At 72.5% G+C, this 18,033-nt stretch carries 12 protein-coding genes and 1 pseudogene; 6 read left to right on the top strand and 7 right to left on the bottom strand.

From position 1 onward, the window contains the following. Positions 1–1,298: M4 family metallopeptidase (locus tag GT045_RS13960; protein WP_161334354.1), on the bottom strand; the 1,298-nt coding region annotated here is incomplete at its 3' end. Positions 1,299–1,549: 251 nt separating this feature from the next. Then, positions 1,550–3,589, bottom strand: a complete 2,040-nt coding sequence (locus GT045_RS13955; protein ID WP_161334353.1) for a M4 family metallopeptidase — start codon at positions 3,587–3,589, stop codon at positions 1,550–1,552. A gap of 378 nt (positions 3,590–3,967) precedes the next feature. Between GT045_RS13955 and GT045_RS13950 the strand changes: the two genes are divergently transcribed. Both GT045_RS13950 and GT045_RS13945 read left to right on the top strand, forming a co-directional pair. Beyond that, positions 3,968–5,749 (top strand): ABC transporter ATP-binding protein, encoded by a 1,782-nt coding sequence (locus tag GT045_RS13950; protein ID WP_161334352.1) that lies wholly within the window; start codon positions 3,968–3,970, stop codon positions 5,747–5,749. Next, on the top strand, positions 5,746–7,605 hold the full coding sequence (locus tag GT045_RS13945) for an ABC transporter ATP-binding protein (RefSeq protein ID WP_161294908.1): 1,860 nt from the start codon (positions 5,746–5,748) through the stop codon (positions 7,603–7,605). The genes GT045_RS13950 and GT045_RS13945 overlap by 4 nt, the downstream gene beginning before the upstream one ends. A gap of 25 nt (positions 7,606–7,630) precedes the next feature. Here GT045_RS13945 and GT045_RS13940 read toward each other — a convergent pair whose 3' ends face one another. From GT045_RS13940 to glgX, 5 genes and pseudogenes are all read right to left on the bottom strand, one after another. Continuing rightward, on the bottom strand, positions 7,631–8,869 hold the full coding sequence (locus GT045_RS13940; RefSeq protein ID WP_161334351.1) for a hypothetical protein: 1,239 nt from the start codon (positions 8,867–8,869) through the stop codon (positions 7,631–7,633). A gap of 29 nt (positions 8,870–8,898) precedes the next feature. After that, positions 8,899–9,675: pseudogene (locus GT045_RS13935) on the bottom strand (dolichyl-phosphate beta-glucosyltransferase); the annotation flags it as partial. A 79-nt stretch (positions 9,676–9,754) separates the two neighbouring features. Further along, complete coding sequence (locus GT045_RS13930) at positions 9,755–10,315, bottom strand: hypothetical protein (protein WP_202528013.1); 561 nt, start codon at positions 10,313–10,315, stop codon at positions 9,755–9,757. A gap of 19 nt (positions 10,316–10,334) precedes the next feature. Next, on the bottom strand, positions 10,335–10,841 hold the full coding sequence (locus tag GT045_RS13925) for a SigE family RNA polymerase sigma factor (RefSeq protein WP_161296245.1): 507 nt from the start codon (positions 10,839–10,841) through the stop codon (positions 10,335–10,337). Positions 10,842–10,988: 147 nt separating this feature from the next. Further along, complete coding sequence (glgX, locus tag GT045_RS13920; RefSeq protein ID WP_345942644.1) at positions 10,989–13,232, bottom strand: glycogen debranching protein GlgX; 2,244 nt, start codon at positions 13,230–13,232, stop codon at positions 10,989–10,991. A gap of 308 nt (positions 13,233–13,540) precedes the next feature. Here glgX and GT045_RS13915 point away from each other — a divergent pair, with 308 nt between their 5' ends. From GT045_RS13915 to GT045_RS13900, 4 genes are all read left to right on the top strand, one after another. After that, entirely contained in the window at positions 13,541–14,764 is a 1,224-nt protein-coding gene (locus GT045_RS13915; RefSeq protein ID WP_345942643.1) for an Ig-like domain-containing protein, read from the top strand. A 163-nt stretch (positions 14,765–14,927) separates the two neighbouring features. Next, the gene (locus tag GT045_RS13910; protein WP_202528011.1) at positions 14,928–16,151 is read left to right on the top strand and encodes an Ig-like domain-containing protein; all 1,224 of its coding nucleotides are present in this window, start codon (positions 14,928–14,930) and stop codon (positions 16,149–16,151) included. An 80-nt stretch (positions 16,152–16,231) separates the two neighbouring features. Beyond that, positions 16,232–16,999, top strand: a complete 768-nt coding sequence (locus tag GT045_RS13905) for an enoyl-CoA hydratase-related protein (protein WP_161292580.1) — start codon at positions 16,232–16,234, stop codon at positions 16,997–16,999. A gap of 212 nt (positions 17,000–17,211) precedes the next feature. Continuing rightward, entirely contained in the window at positions 17,212–17,820 is a 609-nt protein-coding gene (locus GT045_RS13900; RefSeq protein ID WP_202528015.1) for an ATP-binding protein, read from the top strand. The last annotated feature ends 213 nt before the right edge of the window (positions 17,821–18,033 follow it).

Below are 18,033 nucleotides of genomic sequence, written 5' to 3'. Positions count from 1 at the left end.
GGCTTGTCCATGTAGCGCAGCGGGGTGCCGTCGCCGTTGATGTCGATCTTCTCGCCGATGAGGTAGTCACCGACGTCGTTGGGGTTGTTCGCGTAGAACTCGACACCCGTGCCGAAGATGTCGCTGGTGGCCTCGTTCAGGCCGCCGGACTCGCCCGAGTAGTTCAGGCCCGCGGTGTTGGAGGTGACACCGTGGCTCATCTCGTGGCCCGCGACGTCCAGGGAGGTCAGCGGGTCGACGTTGCCGGAGCCGTCGCCGTAGGTCATGCAGAAGCAGCTGTCGTCCCAGAACGCGTTCACGTAGGCGTTGCCGTAGTGGACGCGGGAGTAGGCGCCGACGCCGTTGTTCTTGATGCCGTTGCGGCCGAAGGTGTTCTTGTAGAAGTCCCAGGTCTCCGCCGCGCCGTAGGCGGCGTCCGCGGCCGCGGTCTGGTCGGAGGAGGAGCTGGAGGCGGTGCCGGTGCCGAAGACGTTGGTGGAGCTGGACACCAGGGTGCCCGTGCCGGACGTCTTGCGGGCCAGGTTGTACGTCTTGTGGTTGCCCCGAGCGCTGTCGGTGAGCTGGTACGTCGAGCCCGACTGCACCGAGTTGAGGGTGACCGTGCCGGAGTACAGCGTCTTGCCGGTCGCGTTCTCGATGCCCTGGTACTCGTACAGCTTCTTGCCGGTGGCGGCGTCGGTGATGACGTGCAGCTGGTTGGGGGTGCCGTCGTCCTGCAGGCCGCCGACGACCGTCTCGTAGGCGAGCACGGGCTTGCCGGAGCCGGCCCAGATCACCTTGCGGGCGCCGTCCGCGGAGGACTTGGCGGAGCCGAGGGATCTGGCGGCGGAGACCGCCTGCTTCTCGGCCTTGGCGGCGGTGATCTGCGGCTTGAGCGAGGCCACCTTGATGGCCGACGTGGCCGCCTTGGTCACACCCTCGGTCCGCCCGGACTTGGCAGTGTGCACGATCAGGTCGCCGCCGAGGACCGGCAGGCCCCCGTAGGTGCGCTCGTAGCGGGTGTGGACCGTGCCGTCGACGTCCTTGACGACGTCCTTGACGACCAGCTTCTCCTTGGCGCCGAGACCTATCAGGCGGGCGGTGTCGGTGGCACCGGCCTGGGCCTGCTGGATCAGGGTGGTGCGGGCAGCGGCGGACAGCGTGGTCGGGGCGGCGGCCAGGGGCTTGGCGGCGGCGGCTCCGGCCGGGGTCTGGGCGCTCGCGCTGGTGGTCAGGCCGGTGGAGATGAGGGCTCCGGCGGCGACAGCGGTGGCGATGGCCAGAGTGGTGCGCTTGTGACGCGCGTAGAGGGGGCTCACTCAAAGCTCCTTCTTGTGGGGAGTCCGGTCAGCGTGGGGTTACTGGCCGGCTGCTATGGGGTTGAGAAGTTGCTGTGCTGCTGCGGCGGGTGGAGAGAGAGTGACACCAAGGGCGCGTACATGTCAGGCCCCTGAAGTGATGTTGGCGGAAAATCGACTGTCCGATAAACGTTTCCGGAATGTGAACGGGCGCCGCCCGAGGGTGCTGCACCCTCGGGCGACGCCGTGTTTCCGGGCCCGCGGCATGCGGTTTACGGGAAGGTCAGCTTCCAGCCGTTGATCGTTCCCGTGTCGTACGTGGCCTGATCCTGCACCCGCAACTTCCACGTGCCATTGGCCGATTCGGCCGCGGCGTTGACCGTGTAGGTCTCGTTCACGTTGTCCGCCGAGTCGGAACCGCTGAAGCTCTTCAGGCGGTACGCGGTGCCCGACGGCCCGACGAGGTCGATCACCAGGTCGCCCCGCCAGGTGTGCGTGATGTCCACGGCCACCTGGAGGTTGCTCGGCGCGTTGCCGGTCCGGCCGGAGACGGTGATGTTGGAGGTGACGGCCGGCCCGTTGTCGGGGACGGCCACCGGGGTGGTGTTCTCGTACGACGTGCCGCCGCCGCCCCCGCCGCCGGAGCGCGAGCCGACCGCGACGCCCGCCCAGGCGTCCTGCACCGCCTTGTACTCGGCGCTGGTGGTGCCGTACAGCTCGCCGGCCGCCGCGAGGGTGCCGGTGCGGGCACCCGCGTAGTTGGTGGTGGACGTCCACTTGGTGGTCAGGGCCCGGTACCAGATCTGCAGCGCCTTGTCCCGGCCGATGCCGGTGACCGGAAGGCCGTCCGCCGTCGGGGAGTTGTAGGTCACGCCGTTGATGACCTTGGTGCCGCTGCCCTCGCTGAGCAGGTAGAAGAAGTGGTTCGCCGGCCCGGACGAGTAGTGCACGTCGACGCCGCCGATGCCCGAGTACCAGCTGTCCTTGGACGCGCCGTCCTTGCTGGGCTTGTCCATGTACCGCAGCGGTGAGCCGTCGCCGTTGATGTCGATCTTCTCGCCGATGAGGTAGTCGCCGACGTCGGAGGAGTTGTTGGCGTAGAACTCCACTCCGGTGCCGAAGATGTCGCTGGTGGCCTCGTTCAGGCCGCCGGACTCGCCGCTGTAGGTGAGGTTCGCGGTGGCGGAGGTGACGCCGTGGCTCATCTCGTGCCCGGCGACGTCGATCGCGGTCAGCGGCTTGGCGTTGCCGGAGCCGTCGCCGTAGGTCATGCAGAAGCAGCTGTCGTCCCAGAAGGCGTTCACGTACGAGTTGCCGTAGTGCACGCGGGAGTAGGCGCCGACGCCGTTGTTCTTGATGCCGCTGCGGCCGAAGGTGTTCTTGTAGAAGTCCCACGTGACCGCGGCCCCGTAGTGGGCGTCCGCGCCCGCCGTGGCGGCGTTGGAGTTGGTGCCGTTGCCCCAGGTGTCGTTGGTCTGCGAGTACAGGGTGCCGGTGCCGGAGGAGCCGTGGTTCAGGTTGTACGTCTTGTGGTTGCCGCGCGCCCCGTCGTTGAGCGTGAACGTCGACCCCGACTGGGTCGTGGTCAGCGTGACCTGCCCGCTGTACTGGGTGTTGCCGATGCCGTTCTTGACGCCCTGGTACTCGTAGAGCTTCTTGCCGGTGGCGGCGTCGGTGACGACGTGCAGCCGGCTGGGGGTGCCGTCGTCCTGGAGGCCGCCGACGACCGTCTCGTAGGCCAGCACGGGCCTGCCCGTCGCCGCCCAGATCACCTTGCGGACGCTGTCCGCGGCCGACCGGGTCCCGCCCAGTGCCCTGGCCCGCTGAACGGCCTGCTTCTCCGCCGTGGCCTTCGCCACCGCCGGGGTGAGGCCGGCGACCTTCACCGTCGCGCTCGTGGCCTTGACCACGTCCATGGTCTTGCCCGACTTGGCGGTGGTCACGACCAGGTCGCCGCCGAGCACCGGCAGGCCCGCGTACGTCCGTTCGTACCGGGTGTGCAGCGTGCCGTCGGCGTCTTTGACGACGTCTTTGACGACCAGCTTCTCCTGGTCGCCCAGACCGATCTGGCGGGCGGTGGCGGCTCTGCCGGCGTCCGCGTGGCGGATCAGCTCGGCGCGCTGCGAGGGAGTGAGCCTGAGCGCCGCGTGGGCCGGGTCGGCCTTCCCGGCCTGCGGCTGCGCCGGGGCGGCGCTGGCGGCGCCGGACTGGACGGCGGCGGCGATCAGGGCGGCGACGCCGGCGAGGGCGAGGGCAGCGGTGCGGTGGTGCGGCGTGTGGGAGGTGCGTCCGCGAGAGGAACTGCTTCTCAACACTGACTCCTTCTGCGGGACCGCGGGTCGCGCGGCCGGGGGAGCCGGACGGTGGGTTGGGGCGTCCGGGCAGAACAGGGCGTTACGCGGAACCAGGTGCGGGTGCAGGTGCTGAGCCGGCCCACGCGGATGCGCAGAAGCTGTGGGGTTGCTGTGAGTCGGCCAGGGAAGAGTGGCAGGAGATCTCCCGTTCTGTCAGGACCGCGTCACGAATTTGGCCGGAAATGGTTCGTTGTCCGGATGTTCCTGTTCGGTATGCGGACCGTTGGGGGGAGGTGCGCAAGAACCCGGGGGCGCAGGTCGTAGGACCCACGACCGAGAGCGGCCCGGCCAAAACTCGCTGGGCGATGTCAGTGGCGGTCCGTACGCTCGCGATTGATGCCCACGACACGTGCAACCACCGACCGCTCCGCCGTACGCACCCTGCTCCGGCTGTGGCCGTACGTCCGCCCCGTGCGCGCACGGCTGTTCACCGCCGCGTTCGTCGCGGTGGTCGCCTCCTGCACGGGCCTGGTGATCCCGCTCGTCCTGAAGTGGATGGTCGACGGGCCGGTCGCCGACCGCGACCCGGCGGGCGTCTGGCTCGGCGCGCTGTACCTGCTGCTGCTCGGTGTCGCGGAGGCGGTCCTGTTCGGCATCCGGCGCCGGCTCGTGGCCCGGCCGCTGTCGCACGTCGAGGCGGAGATGCGGGCCGACCTCTACCGCCGTCTGCAGCGCCTGCCCGTGGCCTTCCACGACCGCTGGGCCTCCGGCCAGCTGCTCTCGCGCGGCACCACCGACCTGATGCTGCTCCGCCTGTTCCTGGCCTTCCCGCTGACGTTCCTGCTGGTCAACGGTGGGACCATCCTCGTCGGCCTGGTGATCATGCTGATGCAGGACTGGGCGCTCGGACTGGTCGTCCTCGGCCCCGCCGTCCCCGTCATGTGGACCTGCGTGGTCTTCGAGCGGCGGTACGCGCGCGTGGCGCGGCGGGCCCAGGACCAGATCGGGGACCTGACCACGCTGGTCGAGGAGAGCGTGCTCGGCATCCGCGTCGTCAAGGGCTTCGGCCGCCATCGCAGCCAGGCCCGCGCCTTCGGTGAACTCGCGGGCCGGCTGCGGGGTACGGAACTGCGCAAGGCGCGGCTGCTGGCCACCATCTGGGCCGTCATCGTGACGCTGCCTGAGGTGGCGATCGGGGCGGCGCTCGTGCTGGGCGCGGTCCGGGTGGCCGACGGCGAGCTGTCGGCGGGGACGCTGGTGGCCTTCCTGAGCACGGCGCTCGCCCTGCGCTGGCCGGTGGACTCCATCGGGTTCCTGCTGGCGATGAGCCAGGAGGCGGCCACGGCGACCGAACGGTACTTCGAGGTGATGGACGAGGCGCCGGAGGACACCGGGGCCGCCGGCCCTGCCGCCGGGCCGGCGCCCGTGGGGGAGACCGGACTGCGCTTCGAGGACGTCTCCTTCCGCTACCCCGACGCACCCCCCGGCTCCCCGCCCCTCCTCGCCCACGTCGACCTGCACATCCGGCCCGGCGAGTCCATGGCCCTCGTCGGGGCCACCGGCAGCGGCAAGACCACCCTGACCGCACTCGTCCCCCGCCTGCACGAGGTCACCTCCGGCCGGATCACGCTGGGCGGCGTGGACATCCGGGAGATGTCCCGCGAGGAACTGCGCACCAGGGTCGCCGTCGCCTTCGAGGAACCCACCCTCTTCTCGGCGACCGTCGGCGAGAACGTGCTCATGGGCGCCCCGGACGGCGCCGGAGGACCGGAGCTCGACCGGGCCCTCGCCATCGCCCAGGCGGACTTCGCCCACGCGCTCCCGCAGGGCACCGGCACCCGCGTCGGCGAGCAGGGCCTCAGCCTCTCCGGCGGCCAGCGCCAGCGCCTCGCGCTGGCCCGCGCGGTGGTCGGCAGGCCCGAGTTCCTCGTGCTGGACGACCCGCTGTCCGCCCTGGACGTGCACACGGAGGCCGCCGTGGAGGCCGCGCTGCGCCGGGTCCTCGCCGACACCACCGCGCTGATCGTGGCCCACCGACCGTCGACGGTGCTGCTCGCCGACCGGGTCGCCCTGCTCTCGGGCGGCCGGATCACCGCCGTCGGCACCCACCAGGAACTGCTGCGCCACAACGCCGAGTATGCCCACCTGATGTCCGGGGAGCAGGAGGAATCCCGTTGACCGCCACGACCGCCTCCACCCCTGCCGCCGCCGACGACGACGGACCCGCCCGCCCCGAGGACGGCGGCGACCCCTTCGACCGGGACGTCCTGCCCGCCCCGCCGGGCGCCACCGCCGCCCTGCTGCGCTCGCTCCTCGCACCCCGCAAGGGCAGGACCGCGCTCACCGCGGTCCTGCTGCTGCTCCAGCAGGCGGTGATGCAGGCGGGCCCGCTGCTCGTGGCCTACGCCATCGACACCGCCGTGCCGGCCCTGCGCGACGACCGGCACGGACCGCTCGTCGCGGTCGCCGCCTGCTACCTGCTGTGCGCGCTGGCCTCGGGCGCGCTGCAGTTCGCGTTCATCGCGACCTCCGCGCGGGTCAGCCAGGACGTGCTGCTGGACCTGCGGGGGAGGATCTTCCGGCACGCCCAGGCGCTGAGCGTCGACTTCCACGAGCGGTACACCTCGGGCCGGCTGATCTCCCGGTCCACCACGGACGTCGAGTCGCTGCGCGAACTCCTCGACGAGGGGCTCCAGGAGCTGGTGACCGTCGTCCTGTCCTTCGTCTCCATCTCGGCGCTGCTGCTCTGGCTGGACCTCGGCCTCGGGGCGGTCGCGGTGGCCTCCTTCGGGCCGCTGTACCTGCTCGTCCGGCTCTACCAGCGGCGCGCGGGACGGGTGTTCCGGGCGCGGTCCACGGCGATCGCCGCGGTCATCGTGAAGTTCGTGGAGACGATGAACGGCATCCGGCCGGTGCGCGCCTTCCGCCGGGAGGCCGCGAACGACGCCGAGTTCGCGGAGCTGAACGCACGGCACGAGCGCACCAACGGGGACGCGATGCTGGAGATGGCCCGCTACGTGGTCGGCTCACGGCTGGTGGCCAACACGGCGGTCGCGGCGATCGTGCTGTGGGGTGCCTCCCGGGTGGCGTCGGGCTCGCTGGAGCTGGGCGTGCTGGCGGCGTCGGTGCTGTACCTGCGCCGGCTGTACGACCCGATCGACCGGCTCGGCATGTTCCTCAACTCCTACCAGTCGGCCGCCGCGTCCCTGGAGAAGATCGCCGGGCTGCTGTCCCGGACCCCGTCCGTGCCGGAACCGGTCCGGCCGCGCGAGCTGCCGCCGCCACGGGGCGCCTCGCCGGGGCGCGAGGTGGTCTTCGACGGGGTCCGGTTCGGCTACCGCACCGGGGGCGAGGTGCTGCCCCGCTTCGACCTCACCCTCCCCGCCGGGCAGACGGTCGCGGTCGTCGGCTCCACCGGCGCCGGCAAGTCGACCCTGGCCAAGCTGCTCGCCCGCTTCTACGACCCCACCGCCGGGCGCGTGCTGCTGGACGGCGTGGACCTGCGCGAGCTGGCGCTGCCCGAGCTGCGGCGCGGGGTGGTCATGGTGACGCAGGAGGCGTTCCTGTTCTCCGGCACGGTCGCCGACAACATCGCCATCGGCCGGCCCGACGCCACCCGGGAGGAGATCGAGCGGGCCGCGAAGGCGATCGGCGCGGACGAGTTCATCAGCGCGCTCCCCGACGGCTACGACACCGACGTCCGCAAGCGCGGCGGCCGGATCTCCGCCGGGCAGCGCCAACTGGTCGCGTTCGCCCGGGCGCTGCTCGCCGACCCGGCGGTGCTGATCCTGGACGAGGCGACCAGCTCGCTGGACGTGCCCGGTGAACGGGCGGTGCAGCGGGCGATGTCGACGGTGCTGCGCGGCCGTACCGCCGTGGTGATCGCGCACCGGCTGTCCACCGTGGAGATCGCGGACCGGGTGCTGGTGATGGAGCACGGCCGGATCGTGGAGGACGGCCCCCCGGCGGGCCTCGTCGCGGGCACGGGCCGCTTCGCCGACCTGCACCGGGCCTGGCGGGACAGCCTGGCGTGAGGTCCGGCGTGCGGCGCCGGCCGGATCACGGCACCCCCAGTTCGAACAGGGCGTAACCGGCGTACGAGCCGGAGGCCAGCGCCGCGATGCTCAGCACCGTGCACAGCACGGGCAGGCTCAGCCGGCGCATGGCGGCCGCGAGCGGCAGGAACAGCGGGAAGCAGGGCAGCAGATAGCGGGAGATGTTGGCGACGATCTGCTGGCTGCCGAGCACCAGGGCCAGGGTGAGGACCGTGTACACGACGAGCACCGCGGGCGGGCGCAGCCGGAGCAGCAGCGGCAGCAGCGCGCAGGCGAGCAGGATGACACCGACCGAGATGACGTCCGCGAAGGGGAACGCGAACAGGTAGTCGAACTTGCCCACGGGCACGGACGTCAGCACGTCCCAGGTCTGCTTGCCGTAGTCGAAGCTGTGCGCCCAGGCGCCCGACTGGAGCTTGAAGTAGCCGCCCAGGTCGCCCATGCGGTCGCCGACCCACAGCAGATAGCCGAACAGCCCGAGCGGGGCCATGGCGATGGCGAGGACCGGCCGCAGCACGCCGTCCTCGCGGCGGCGCAGGGAGAACAGCGCGGCCACGCCGAGCGCGGCGATCAGCGCGACGGCCGTGGGCCGGTTGAGGCCGGCCGCGAAGGTGAGCACGCCGGCGGTGAGCCAGCGGCGGGTGAGGACGGCGTAGGCGGCCCAGGCGGCGAGGGCCACGTAGAGCGAGTCGGAGTAGACCGCCCACTCCACGCCCGAGCCCGGCCACACCGCCCACAGCCCGGCCGCCGCGAGGCCGGCCCGCCGGCCGCCGAACCGCTGCGCGACGGCGTGGATGCCGAGGGCGGCGGCGAAGGAGGCGGCGATCGCGACCAGCAGCCCGGCGCCGTACGAGCCGAGGCCGGTGACCGCCGAGGTCAGCCGCATCAGGGCCGGATAGAGCGGGAAGAACGCCGCCGAGTTGCCCTCCAGCGTGATCAGGCCGGTGGCGCCCGGTACCGGGACGAGCTTCGGGTCGTAGCCGTGCAGCGCTATCTGCTGGTACCACCAGCCGTCCCAGGTGGCCAGCACGTCCCAGGCGTGCGTGCCGCCGCCGAACCGGGGGTCCCGGGTGCGGTGGTCCCCGGTGGAGGACAACAGGTACATGAAGGAGCAGAATCCGGCCAGCTTCAGCGTGCCGAACAGGGCCAGGACCGGCCCGTGCCGACGTGCGGCGGCCCGCAGCCGGGCGCCGGGCGCGGACCCGGGGGCCGCGGCACGTATGCGGGGCAGGGTCGCGGTCACCGGGCCACCGGCCCGGGACGACGGCCCGCCAGGGTGCGCCGCATCCGCGCGATCCCGCGCAGGTCGGCCAGCGCGGTGGCGAGGATGTCGACGCTGCTGTCCGGGTCGTCGACCCAGTCCACCGGCACCTCGTGGATCCTCAGGCCCGCCCGCTCGGCGAGCACCAGCAGCTCGGTGTCGAAGAACCACTCCCCGTCCCGCACCAGCGGCAGCAGCCGCTCGGCGGTCTCGCGCCGGACCGCCTTGAATCCGCACTGCGCGTCGGAGAAGCCGACCGCGAGCGTGCAGCGCAGCAGCGCGTTGTAGCAGCGGGATATGACCTCCCGTCTGGTCCCGCGCACCACCCGCGCCCCGGGGGCGAGCCGGGTGCCGATGGCCAGGTCGGAATGGCCGGAGATCAGCGGGGCGACCAGCGGCAGCAGCGCGGTGAGCGAGGTGGAGAGGTCCACGTCGAGGTAGGCCAGCACCGGCGCCCGGGACGCCGACCAGGCGGCCCGCAGGGCCCGGCCGCGGCCCTTCTCGGGCAGCCGCAGCGAGGACACCTCGGGGAACTCCGCCGCGAGCCGGGCGGCGATGGCCGGGGTGCGGTCGGTGCTCGCGTTGTCGGCGACGGTGATCCGGAACGGGTAGGGGAAGGTGTCCCGCAGATGCGTGTGCAGCCGCCGGACGTTGGGCTCCAGGTCCTTCTCCTCGTTGAACACCGGCACGGTCACGTCGAGGACGGGCTCGTCCCAGGACGTCCGCAGGGGTGCCCGCCGGGGCGCCGGTGTCGCGGCGGACGGCCGACTCGGTCGGATGTATGTCATGTTGTTTCCCGTTTGTTCCGGTATTACGGGCATGGTGAGGGCCTGGACGGTGAGGTGGGGCGGAGGCGGGGCGGTGGCGTCAGCCGCGCGCGCCGACGGCCGACGAGGGCTCGTCCGACGGCTCGGCGGTCGCACTCGGCGGTGCGGCGGTGCCGGCGTCCCGGGCGGTGGCCGTGGCCGACGGCGGCCCGTCGGCGGTGGCGGTGGCGGTGGCGGTGGCGGTGGCGGTCGGCGGAACGGAGGCCGAGGTGGCCGAGCTCCCCGGGGCGGCGGGCGGTTCGGAGGTGGTCGTGGTGCCCTGGGTCGCGGAGACCGTCGGTGCCGAGGACGCCGACCGGCTCGGCGACTGCGACGGTGACGTGCTCGGCGGGGACGTCGGACCGGTCGCCGGCCGCGGGTGCGGGGCGGCGGGCCGGTTCTCGGTGCCTCCGTCCGGCCACAGGAACAGCCCCAGGGCGAGTCCGGCCACCGCGAGGACCGAACCGGCGGCCCGGCGCGCCGCGCGCACCCGCCGCCGGGCCCGGACACCCGCCCGCAGCGCCTCCCGGTGCCGGGCCTCGAAGGACGCCTGCGGCCCGTGCTGGCACATGAGCTGCGTCAGCTGTCGCTCGAAGTGATCCCTGCGATCCGTCTGATCCATGCGGTCCACGGGTCCTCCCTCACCCCACCGGCTCGATGACGTCGGCCAGCAGCCGGCGCAGCCGGGCGACCCCCCGCGAGGCGTGGGACCGGGCCGTGCCCACCGGGCAGCCCAGTGCCTCGGCGACCTGCCGGTCGGGCAGGTCCTGGTAGTAACGCAGCACGACGGCGGCCCGCTGCTGCGGACTGAGCTGTGCCAGCGCCGACTCCAGCCGGGACCGCTCGGCGACGGCCGCCGACAGGTCGCCGGCCGCCGCCGTCTCGGGCAGCTCCTCCACCGGCCGCTCACCCCACCAGCGCCGGCGCGCCGAGCGGGCCGCGGCCCGCGCCAGCACCTTGCGCACATAGGCCTCCGGCGCCTCTTCGGCGACCTTCGGCCAGACGAACCACAGCTTGACCAAGGACTCCTGCAACAGATCCTCGGCACGGTGCCGATCGCCTCCGGTGAGCAGACGGGCCAGATGGAACAACACCGACCAGCGGGCCGCCACGAACGCGTCGTACTCACCGGCCCGAGCCTGCTCCATCCTCACGGTTCCTGTCCTCGCCGGCTGTCTCTCACCAGGGGTAAGGCCCTGGACCCCCGCCCGCGCTGCACCCGGCGGACGTGATCCGCGTCACGCACAGCCGGTGCACAGGCCCGGGGATTCTCCCGCACGGCCCCGGCCGCGGGATCAGGCGACCCGGAGGAACAGCACCGCCCGCGCCGGGACCGTGATCCGGGCCCCCGCCGGATGGACCGTGCCCGGCGCCTGGGCCTGCTCCTCCACGGAGGTGTCCACCAGCACCTCGTACCGCTCGGCCCACGGCGGCCCCGGCAGCACGAAGCCGGTCGGCCGGTCACCGGCGTGCAGCACCGCGAGGAAGCTGTCGTCCACCACCGGCACCCCCCGCTCGTCCCGGCCCGGGATGTCCCGCCCGGACAGATACATGCCGAGCGTCGCCGCCGGCGCGTACCAGTCGCCCTCGGTCATCTCCGCGCCCCGCGAGGTGAACCAGGCCAGGTCCCGCAGCCCGTCCGCGGTCGCCGGCCGGCCGGAGAAGAAGGCCCGCCGGCGCAGCACCGGATGCCGGTGGCGCAGCCCGATCAGCCGCGCGGTCAGGTCGTACAGCGCCCGCCAGCCGGGGTCCTCCAGCAGGGACCAGTCCAGCCAGCTGATCTCGTTGTCCTGGCAGTAGGCGTTGTTGTTGCCGCGCTGGGTGCGGCCCAGTTCGTCGCCGGCCACCAGCATGGGCACCCCGGTGGACAGCAGCAGGGTGGTGAGGAGGTTGCGCAGCTGCCGGCGGCGCAGCGCGCGTACCCGGCCGTCCGCGCTCTCGCCCTCCGCCCCGCAGTTCCAGGAGCGGTTGTCGTCCGTGCCGTCCCGGTTGTTCTCGCCGTTGGCCTCGTTGTGCTTGGTCTCGTACGACACCAGGTCGCGCAGGGTGAAGCCGTCGTGCGCGGTGACGAAGTTGACGGAGGCGTAGGGGCGGCGGCCGCCCCAGGCGTACAGGTCGCTGGAGCCGGAGAGGCGGTAGCCCATCTCCCGCACGTCGGGCAGGGCGTGCCGCCAGAAGTCCCGCACCGCGTTGCGGTACCGGTCGTTCCACTCGGTCCACAGGGGCGGGAAGGCGCCCACCTGGTAGCCGCCGGAGCCGATGTCCCACGGCTCGGCTATCAGCTTCACCCGGCGCAGCACCGGGTCCTGGGCGATCACCGCCAGGAACGGCGAGAGCATGTCGACGTCGTGCATCGAGCGGGCCAGTGCCGCCGCGAGGTCGAACCGGAAGCCGTCCACGCCCATCTCGGTCACCCAGTACCGCAGCGAGTCGGTGATCAGCCGCAGCACCTGGGGCTGGACGACGTGCAGGGTGTTGCCGCAGCCGGTGTAGTCGGCGTACCGGCGGGCGTCGCCCTGGAGCCGGTAGTAGCCGCGGTTGTCGATGCCCTTCAGGGACAGCGTCGGGCCCAGCTCGCCGGCCTCCGCGGTGTGGTTGTAGACCACGTCGAGGATGACCTCGATGCCGGCCGCGTGCAGCGCGCGCACCATCCGCTTGAACTCGCCGACCTGCTGCCCACGGGTGCCGGAGGCCGCGTAGGCCGCGTGCGGGGCGAAGTAGCCGATGGAGTTGTAGCCCCAGTAGTTCCGCAGCCCCCGGCGCAGCAGATGGTCCTCGTGCGCGAACTGGTGCACGGGCAGCAGCTCGACGGCCGTGACGCCGAGCCCGGCCAGGTGCTCGATCGCCGCGGGGTGGGCGAGCCCGGCGTAGGTGCCGCGCAGCTCCTCGGGGATGCCGGGGTGGAGCCGGGTGAAACCGCGGACGTGCAGCTCGTAGATGACCGAGTCCGCCCAGGGCGTCTTCGGGCGGTGGTCGTCGGACCAGTCGTCGTCGTCGTGCACGACGACGCCCTTCGGGACGTACGGCGCCGAGTCCCGCTCGTCCCGCACGGTGTCGGCGACCTGCTGCTCCGGCCAGTCCCGCACGTGCCCGTACACCTCCGGCGGCAGCCCGAACTCGCCGTCCACCGCCCGGGCGTACGGGTCGAGCAGCAGCTTGGCCGGGTTCCAGCGGGCACCGGTCCACGGGTCCCAGCGGCCCTCCACCCGGTAGCCGTACCGCTGGCCCGGCATCACGCCCGGCACGAAACCGTGCCAGATCTCGTGCGTCAGCTCGGTCAGCGGAACCTGTGTCTCCCGGCCCCCCTCGTCGAACAGGCACACCCGGACCGCCTCGGCCCCGGCCGCCCACAACGCGAAGTTGGTACCGGCCACCCCGTCCGGGCCGGTGCGGAACCGGGCCCCCAGCGGGGTCGGCGCACCCGGCCACACGGCCGGGGTGGGCGGTACGGCCCGCCGGGCGCCGTTCACCGCCGCCGGTTGCCCGCTCCCGGCGGCCGGCTCCCCGGCCGGTGCCCGCTGCTCGGCTGCGCTCGTCACTGTCGGCCCTCTTCTCAGTGGCTCGCCCGAGGGGCGCGGTCGGCCGTGCGGGTGGCCGGGGTGCTTCTCGGCACCCCGGCCACCCGGCACGACCACACCCCGACGGCCGGGGGGCGCCGCCCGGATCCTGTCGGCGTCGCGTGGTCACGCGGTCCGCCCGGCTCTGCTCCTTCCAGCCGGCCCGATCCGGAAGAACACCCCCCTGACGCGGGCGCGGCGGCCCCCAACGTGTCGTCCTTCCCTGTGTTCTGCCCAGTGCGTGGCTCGCACTCACGTTTCCCCGGAGCGGGCCCGTCGTTGAGTCCCGCGTGAGGCACGTACAAGGACGCGCACGGCGCGCGGGGGCCGCGCTGGCCGCCGTACTGACATGGGCGGGGCTGCTCACGGGCTGCTCCGCGGACGGCCCGGGACCCCTGGGCATGGGCGGGGGGCTGGGCGGGCCACCCGCCCCCGAGGACGTCATCCGGGTGGCCCCCGACGACAACAGCAAGGACGTACGCCCGGACGAACGGCTGCGGATCCGGGTGCCCGGGGGGCGCCTGGAGAAGGTGACCGTCGTCCGGTCCCAGGACGCGCAGGACACGCCGGTCCCGGGCCACATCGGCGACAACGGGCTGACCTGGCTGCCCGACGAGGACCGGCTGGCGCTCGCCGCCAAGTACACCGTGGACGTGGTCGCGCTGGATTCCCAGGGCCGCCGCTCGGCCCGGCACACCACCTTCACCACCTACGTTCCCGACGAACGGTTCATCGGCTACGTCACTCCCGAGAACCGGGCCACCGTCGGCACCGGGATGATCGTCTCGCTCGCCTTCAACCGGGAGATCGCGAACCGGGCCGCCGTGGAGCGGGCCGTCCGCGTCACCGCCCGGCCACCCGTCGAGATCCGCCCGCACTGGTTCGGCAAGGACCGCCTGGACTTCCGTCCCGAGCAGTACTGGAAGCCCGGCACCGAGGTCACCGTCGACCTGCACCTGCGGGACGTCGAGGGGGCGCGCGGCATCTACGGGCTGCAGGACAAGACCTTCTCCTTCACGGTCGGCCGCAGCCAGGTCTCCCTGGTCGACGTGACCAAGCACAGCATGGACGTCCGGCGCGACGGACAGCTCCTGGCCACCGTCCCCGTCACCGCGGGCGCCCCCAAGCACCCGAGCTACAACGGCAAGATGGTGGTGATGGACATGCTGGAGGTCACCCGCATGAACAGCCAGACCGTCGGGTTCGGCGGCGAGTACGACATCCCCGACGTCCCGCACGCCATGAAGCTCACCGACTCCGGCACCTTCCTGCACGGCAACTACTGGGCGCCCGAGGCCCCGGGGGTGGCCAACGTCAGCCACGGCTGCGTGGGCCTGCGGGACGTCAAGGGGGGCGGCTCGGACACCCCGGCGGGCTGGTTCTTCGACCGCAGCCTCATCGGCGACGTCATCGAGGTGGTGCACAGCAAGGACAAGACGGTCGCGCCGGACAACGGCCTGGGCGGCTGGAACATGTCCTGGAAGGAGTGGAGCGCGGGCAGCGCGGTGAAGTGACCCGGGGAGGGGGAGCGGCGCGGGGTGCGGGTGCCAGGCGGAAGTTGCGACGGAACGGTGACATTCGCCTGACACCGCGCTCAGATCCTGACAGTTAATATGCGCGCACAAAGTGGTGGGGAGCGGGCCTGACCTGGTCCGGCGAGGGGAGAACAACTTGAACATGCGGCCTGTATCGGGGGCGTCGGCACGGGGGCGGCGGGGCCGTAGGGGACTGGCACTCATAGCCGGCTCCCTGGTGCTGTCGCTCGCCGCGTGCGGCGGGGGCGGGGACTCCGGCACCGGGGACGGGAAGGGCAAGGGCACGGGGGAAGGGCGGGGCGCGCAGTCCACGGCCGCGGTCAGCATCGCGCCCAAGTCCGGCGCCACCGGCGTCGACACCAGCGGCGCGCTCAAGGTGAGCGTCGCCAAGGGCGAGCTGACCGAGGTCACCGTCAAGGACGAGAAGGGCGCGAAGGTCCAGGGGGCCATCACCGGGGGCGGCGCGTCCTGGACGCCGTCGACCCATCTGGCCGCCGCCACCAGGTACACCGTGCACGCGGTCGCGAAGGACTCCGAGGGCCGCGAGGCCGCCGAGGACAGCACCTTCACCACGCTCACCCCGAAGAACACCTTCGTCGGCAACTTCACCCCGGAGGACGGCTCCACCGTCGGTGTCGGGATGCCGTTCTCCGTGCACTTCACGCGGGGCATCACCAGCCCGGCGGCGGTCGAGAAGGCCATCCACGTCAAGACCGAGCCGGCCGTGGACGTCGAGGGCCACTGGTTCGGCAACGACCGCCTGGACTTCCGTCCCGAGAAGTACTGGAAGGCCGGCACCAAGGTCACCGTCGACCTCGACCTGGACGGCGTCGAGGGCCGTGACGGCGTCTACGGCAAGCAGCGCAAGACCCTGACGTTCACCATCGGCCGCAACCAGGTCTCCGTCGTGGACGCCAAGAAGCACACGATGAAGGTCACCCAGGACGGCAAGGTCGTCAAGACCCTCCCGGTCACCACCGGCAAGCCCGGCTACGACACCTGGAACGGCCAGATGGTCATGAGCGAGAAGCTCGCCGTGACCCGGATGAACGGCGAGACGGTCGGCTACGGCGGCGAGTACGACATCAAGGACGTCCCGCACGCCATCCGCCTCACCACCTCCGGCACCTTCATCCACGGCAACTACTGGGGCGGCGACGTCTTCGGCAACTCCAACGCCAGCCACGGCTGCGTGGGCCTGCGCGACGTGCGCGGCGGCTACGACGGCTCCGTGCCGGCGGCCTGGTTCTTCAACCACTCGATGATCGGTGACGTGGTGGTCGTCAAGAACTCCGACGACCGCACGGTGTCGCCGGACAACGGCCTCAACGGCTGGAACATGTCCTGGGCCGACTGGAAGAAGTGAGCCCCCACCGATGTGCGGGCCCGGTGCTGTGACCTACGGCACCGGGCCCGCGGCCGTTAGTCCCCGTTAACCTGACCCCCATGACCGTCACTCTGGAAGTCGCCGAAGGCGTCGGCACCATGCGGCTGGACCGGCCGCCGATGAACGCGCTGGACATCGCCACCCAGGACCGGCTCAAGGAGCTGGCCGAGGAGGCCACACGCCGCGACGACGTGCGCGCCGTGGTCATCTACGGCGGTGAGCGGGTGTTCGCGGCGGGCGCGGACATCAAGGAGATGCAGAACATGGACCATGCCGCGATGGTCCGGCGCTCCCGCGCGCTGCAGGACGCCTTCACCGCCGTGGCCCGCATCCCCAAGCCGGTCGTCGCCGCCGTCACCGGCTACGCGCTCGGCGGCGGCTGCGAACTGGCCCTGTGCGCCGACTACCGCATCGCCGCCGACAACGCCAAGCTCGGCCAGCCCGAGATCCTGCTCGGGCTGATCCCCGGCGCCGGCGGCACCCAGCGGCTGCCCCGGCTGGTCGGGCCCTCCAAGGCCAAGGACCTGATCTTCACGGGCCGTCAGGTCCGGGCCGACGAGGCCCTGGCGATCGGCCTGGTGGACCGGGTCGTCCCGGCCGCCGAGGTGTACGAGCAGGCGCACGCCTGGGCCGCGCGGCTCGCGCAAGGCCCGGCGATCGCGCTGCGCGCGGCGAAGGAGTCCGTCGACACCGGCCTGGAGACCGACATCGACACTGGGCTCGCCGTCGAACGGAACTGGTTCGCCGGCCTGTTCGCCACCGAGGACCGCGAGCGCGGCATGCGCAGCTTCGTGGAGGAAGGGCCGGGCAAGGCCAAGTTCCTCTGATCCCCACCGGATTCCCCCGGCCGGTCAACGGCGTGACGTCCCACGACTCCCGCGAGGGGGCCGGACGTGGACGGGGCGGTCGTGGGAGTCCCCCGATGGAGCGGTTTATCGCAGCCTTAAGGCAGCCTTAAATCCGCGCTGCCGCCGACGTTCGGCGATTGCTCGGGATCGTGCCGTCGCCGCAGGTCAGCAGTGCTGCCCTGCGGGACGACATGCCCTGGGCATATGCCGAGCGACGGGCGCGGAACGGGGGCGTGCGAGGGGCGTATTCCTCCGGAACGGCCCCCAAGACGGCTCCGGACGGCCATCATGGGGGCATGGCGGGGCTGGAGGGCATCGAACAGCCGCGGGGACACAGCCGTGCGGCCGCGGCGCGCTGGTCGCCCGCGGTCGAGGACGAACAGGCGCTCAAGGCGCTCGAACTGTTCGGTGACCCGACGCAGGCCGAGGTCCCGCTGCCGTCCCGCCCCGAATCCGCGGCCACCGCCCGCCGTCTCGCCCAGGTCGTCGTCCTGCGCACCTGGCGGCTCACCCCCAAGCTGACCGAGGACGCGGTCTTACTCGTGTCGGAACTCGTCGGCAACGCCGTACGGCACACCGGGGCCCGCGTCTTCGGCCTGCGGATGCGCCGCCGCCCCGGCTGGATCCGGGTGGAGGTCCGCGATCCCTCCCGCGGGCTGCCCTGTCTGATGCCGGTCCAGGAGACGGACGTGAGCGGACGCGGGCTGTTCCTCGTGGACAAGCTCTCCGACCGGTGGGGCGTGGACCTGCTCCCGCGCGGCAAGACGACCTGGTTCGAGATGCGGGTCGCCGACCGCTAGGGCACGTGCCCTCCCGACACCGCCCTCACCCGGACACCGCCCTTACGCGGACAACGCCCGTACCCCGATACCGCCCTTGCCCGAGCGACGCCATGGGCCGCGTACCGCCATGGGCCGCGTACCGCCATGGCCGGGCACCGCGATGGGCCGGGGCGGGGGCCGGGGTTCGCGGGCCACGTGCGCGAGCCCGGGCGCGGGCCCGTGGACGCGGCG

It is taken from the genome of Streptomyces sp. SID486 (genome assembly GCF_009865385.1).
Classification (GTDB): domain Bacteria; phylum Actinomycetota; class Actinomycetes; order Streptomycetales; family Streptomycetaceae; genus Streptomyces.
Note: the sequence above shows the minus strand (reverse complement) of the source record. Positions and strands in the feature narration are given on the sequence as shown.

Coding starts and splice junctions, on each gene's coding strand:
- GT045_RS13950 (WP_161334352.1), top strand. CDS start 3,968: ATGCCCACGACACGTGCAACCACCGACCGCTCCGCCGTACGCACCCTG.
- GT045_RS13930 (WP_202528013.1), bottom strand. CDS start 10,315: ATGGATCAGACGGATCGCAGGGATCACTTCGAGCGACAGCTGACGCAG.
- GT045_RS13925 (WP_161296245.1), bottom strand. CDS start 10,841: ATGGAGCAGGCTCGGGCCGGTGAGTACGACGCGTTCGTGGCGGCCCGC.
- GT045_RS13910 (WP_202528011.1), top strand. CDS start 14,928: ATGCGGCCTGTATCGGGGGCGTCGGCACGGGGGCGGCGGGGCCGTAGG.
- GT045_RS13905 (WP_161292580.1), top strand. CDS start 16,232: ATGACCGTCACTCTGGAAGTCGCCGAAGGCGTCGGCACCATGCGGCTG.
- GT045_RS13900 (WP_202528015.1), top strand. CDS start 17,212: ATGCCCTGGGCATATGCCGAGCGACGGGCGCGGAACGGGGGCGTGCGA.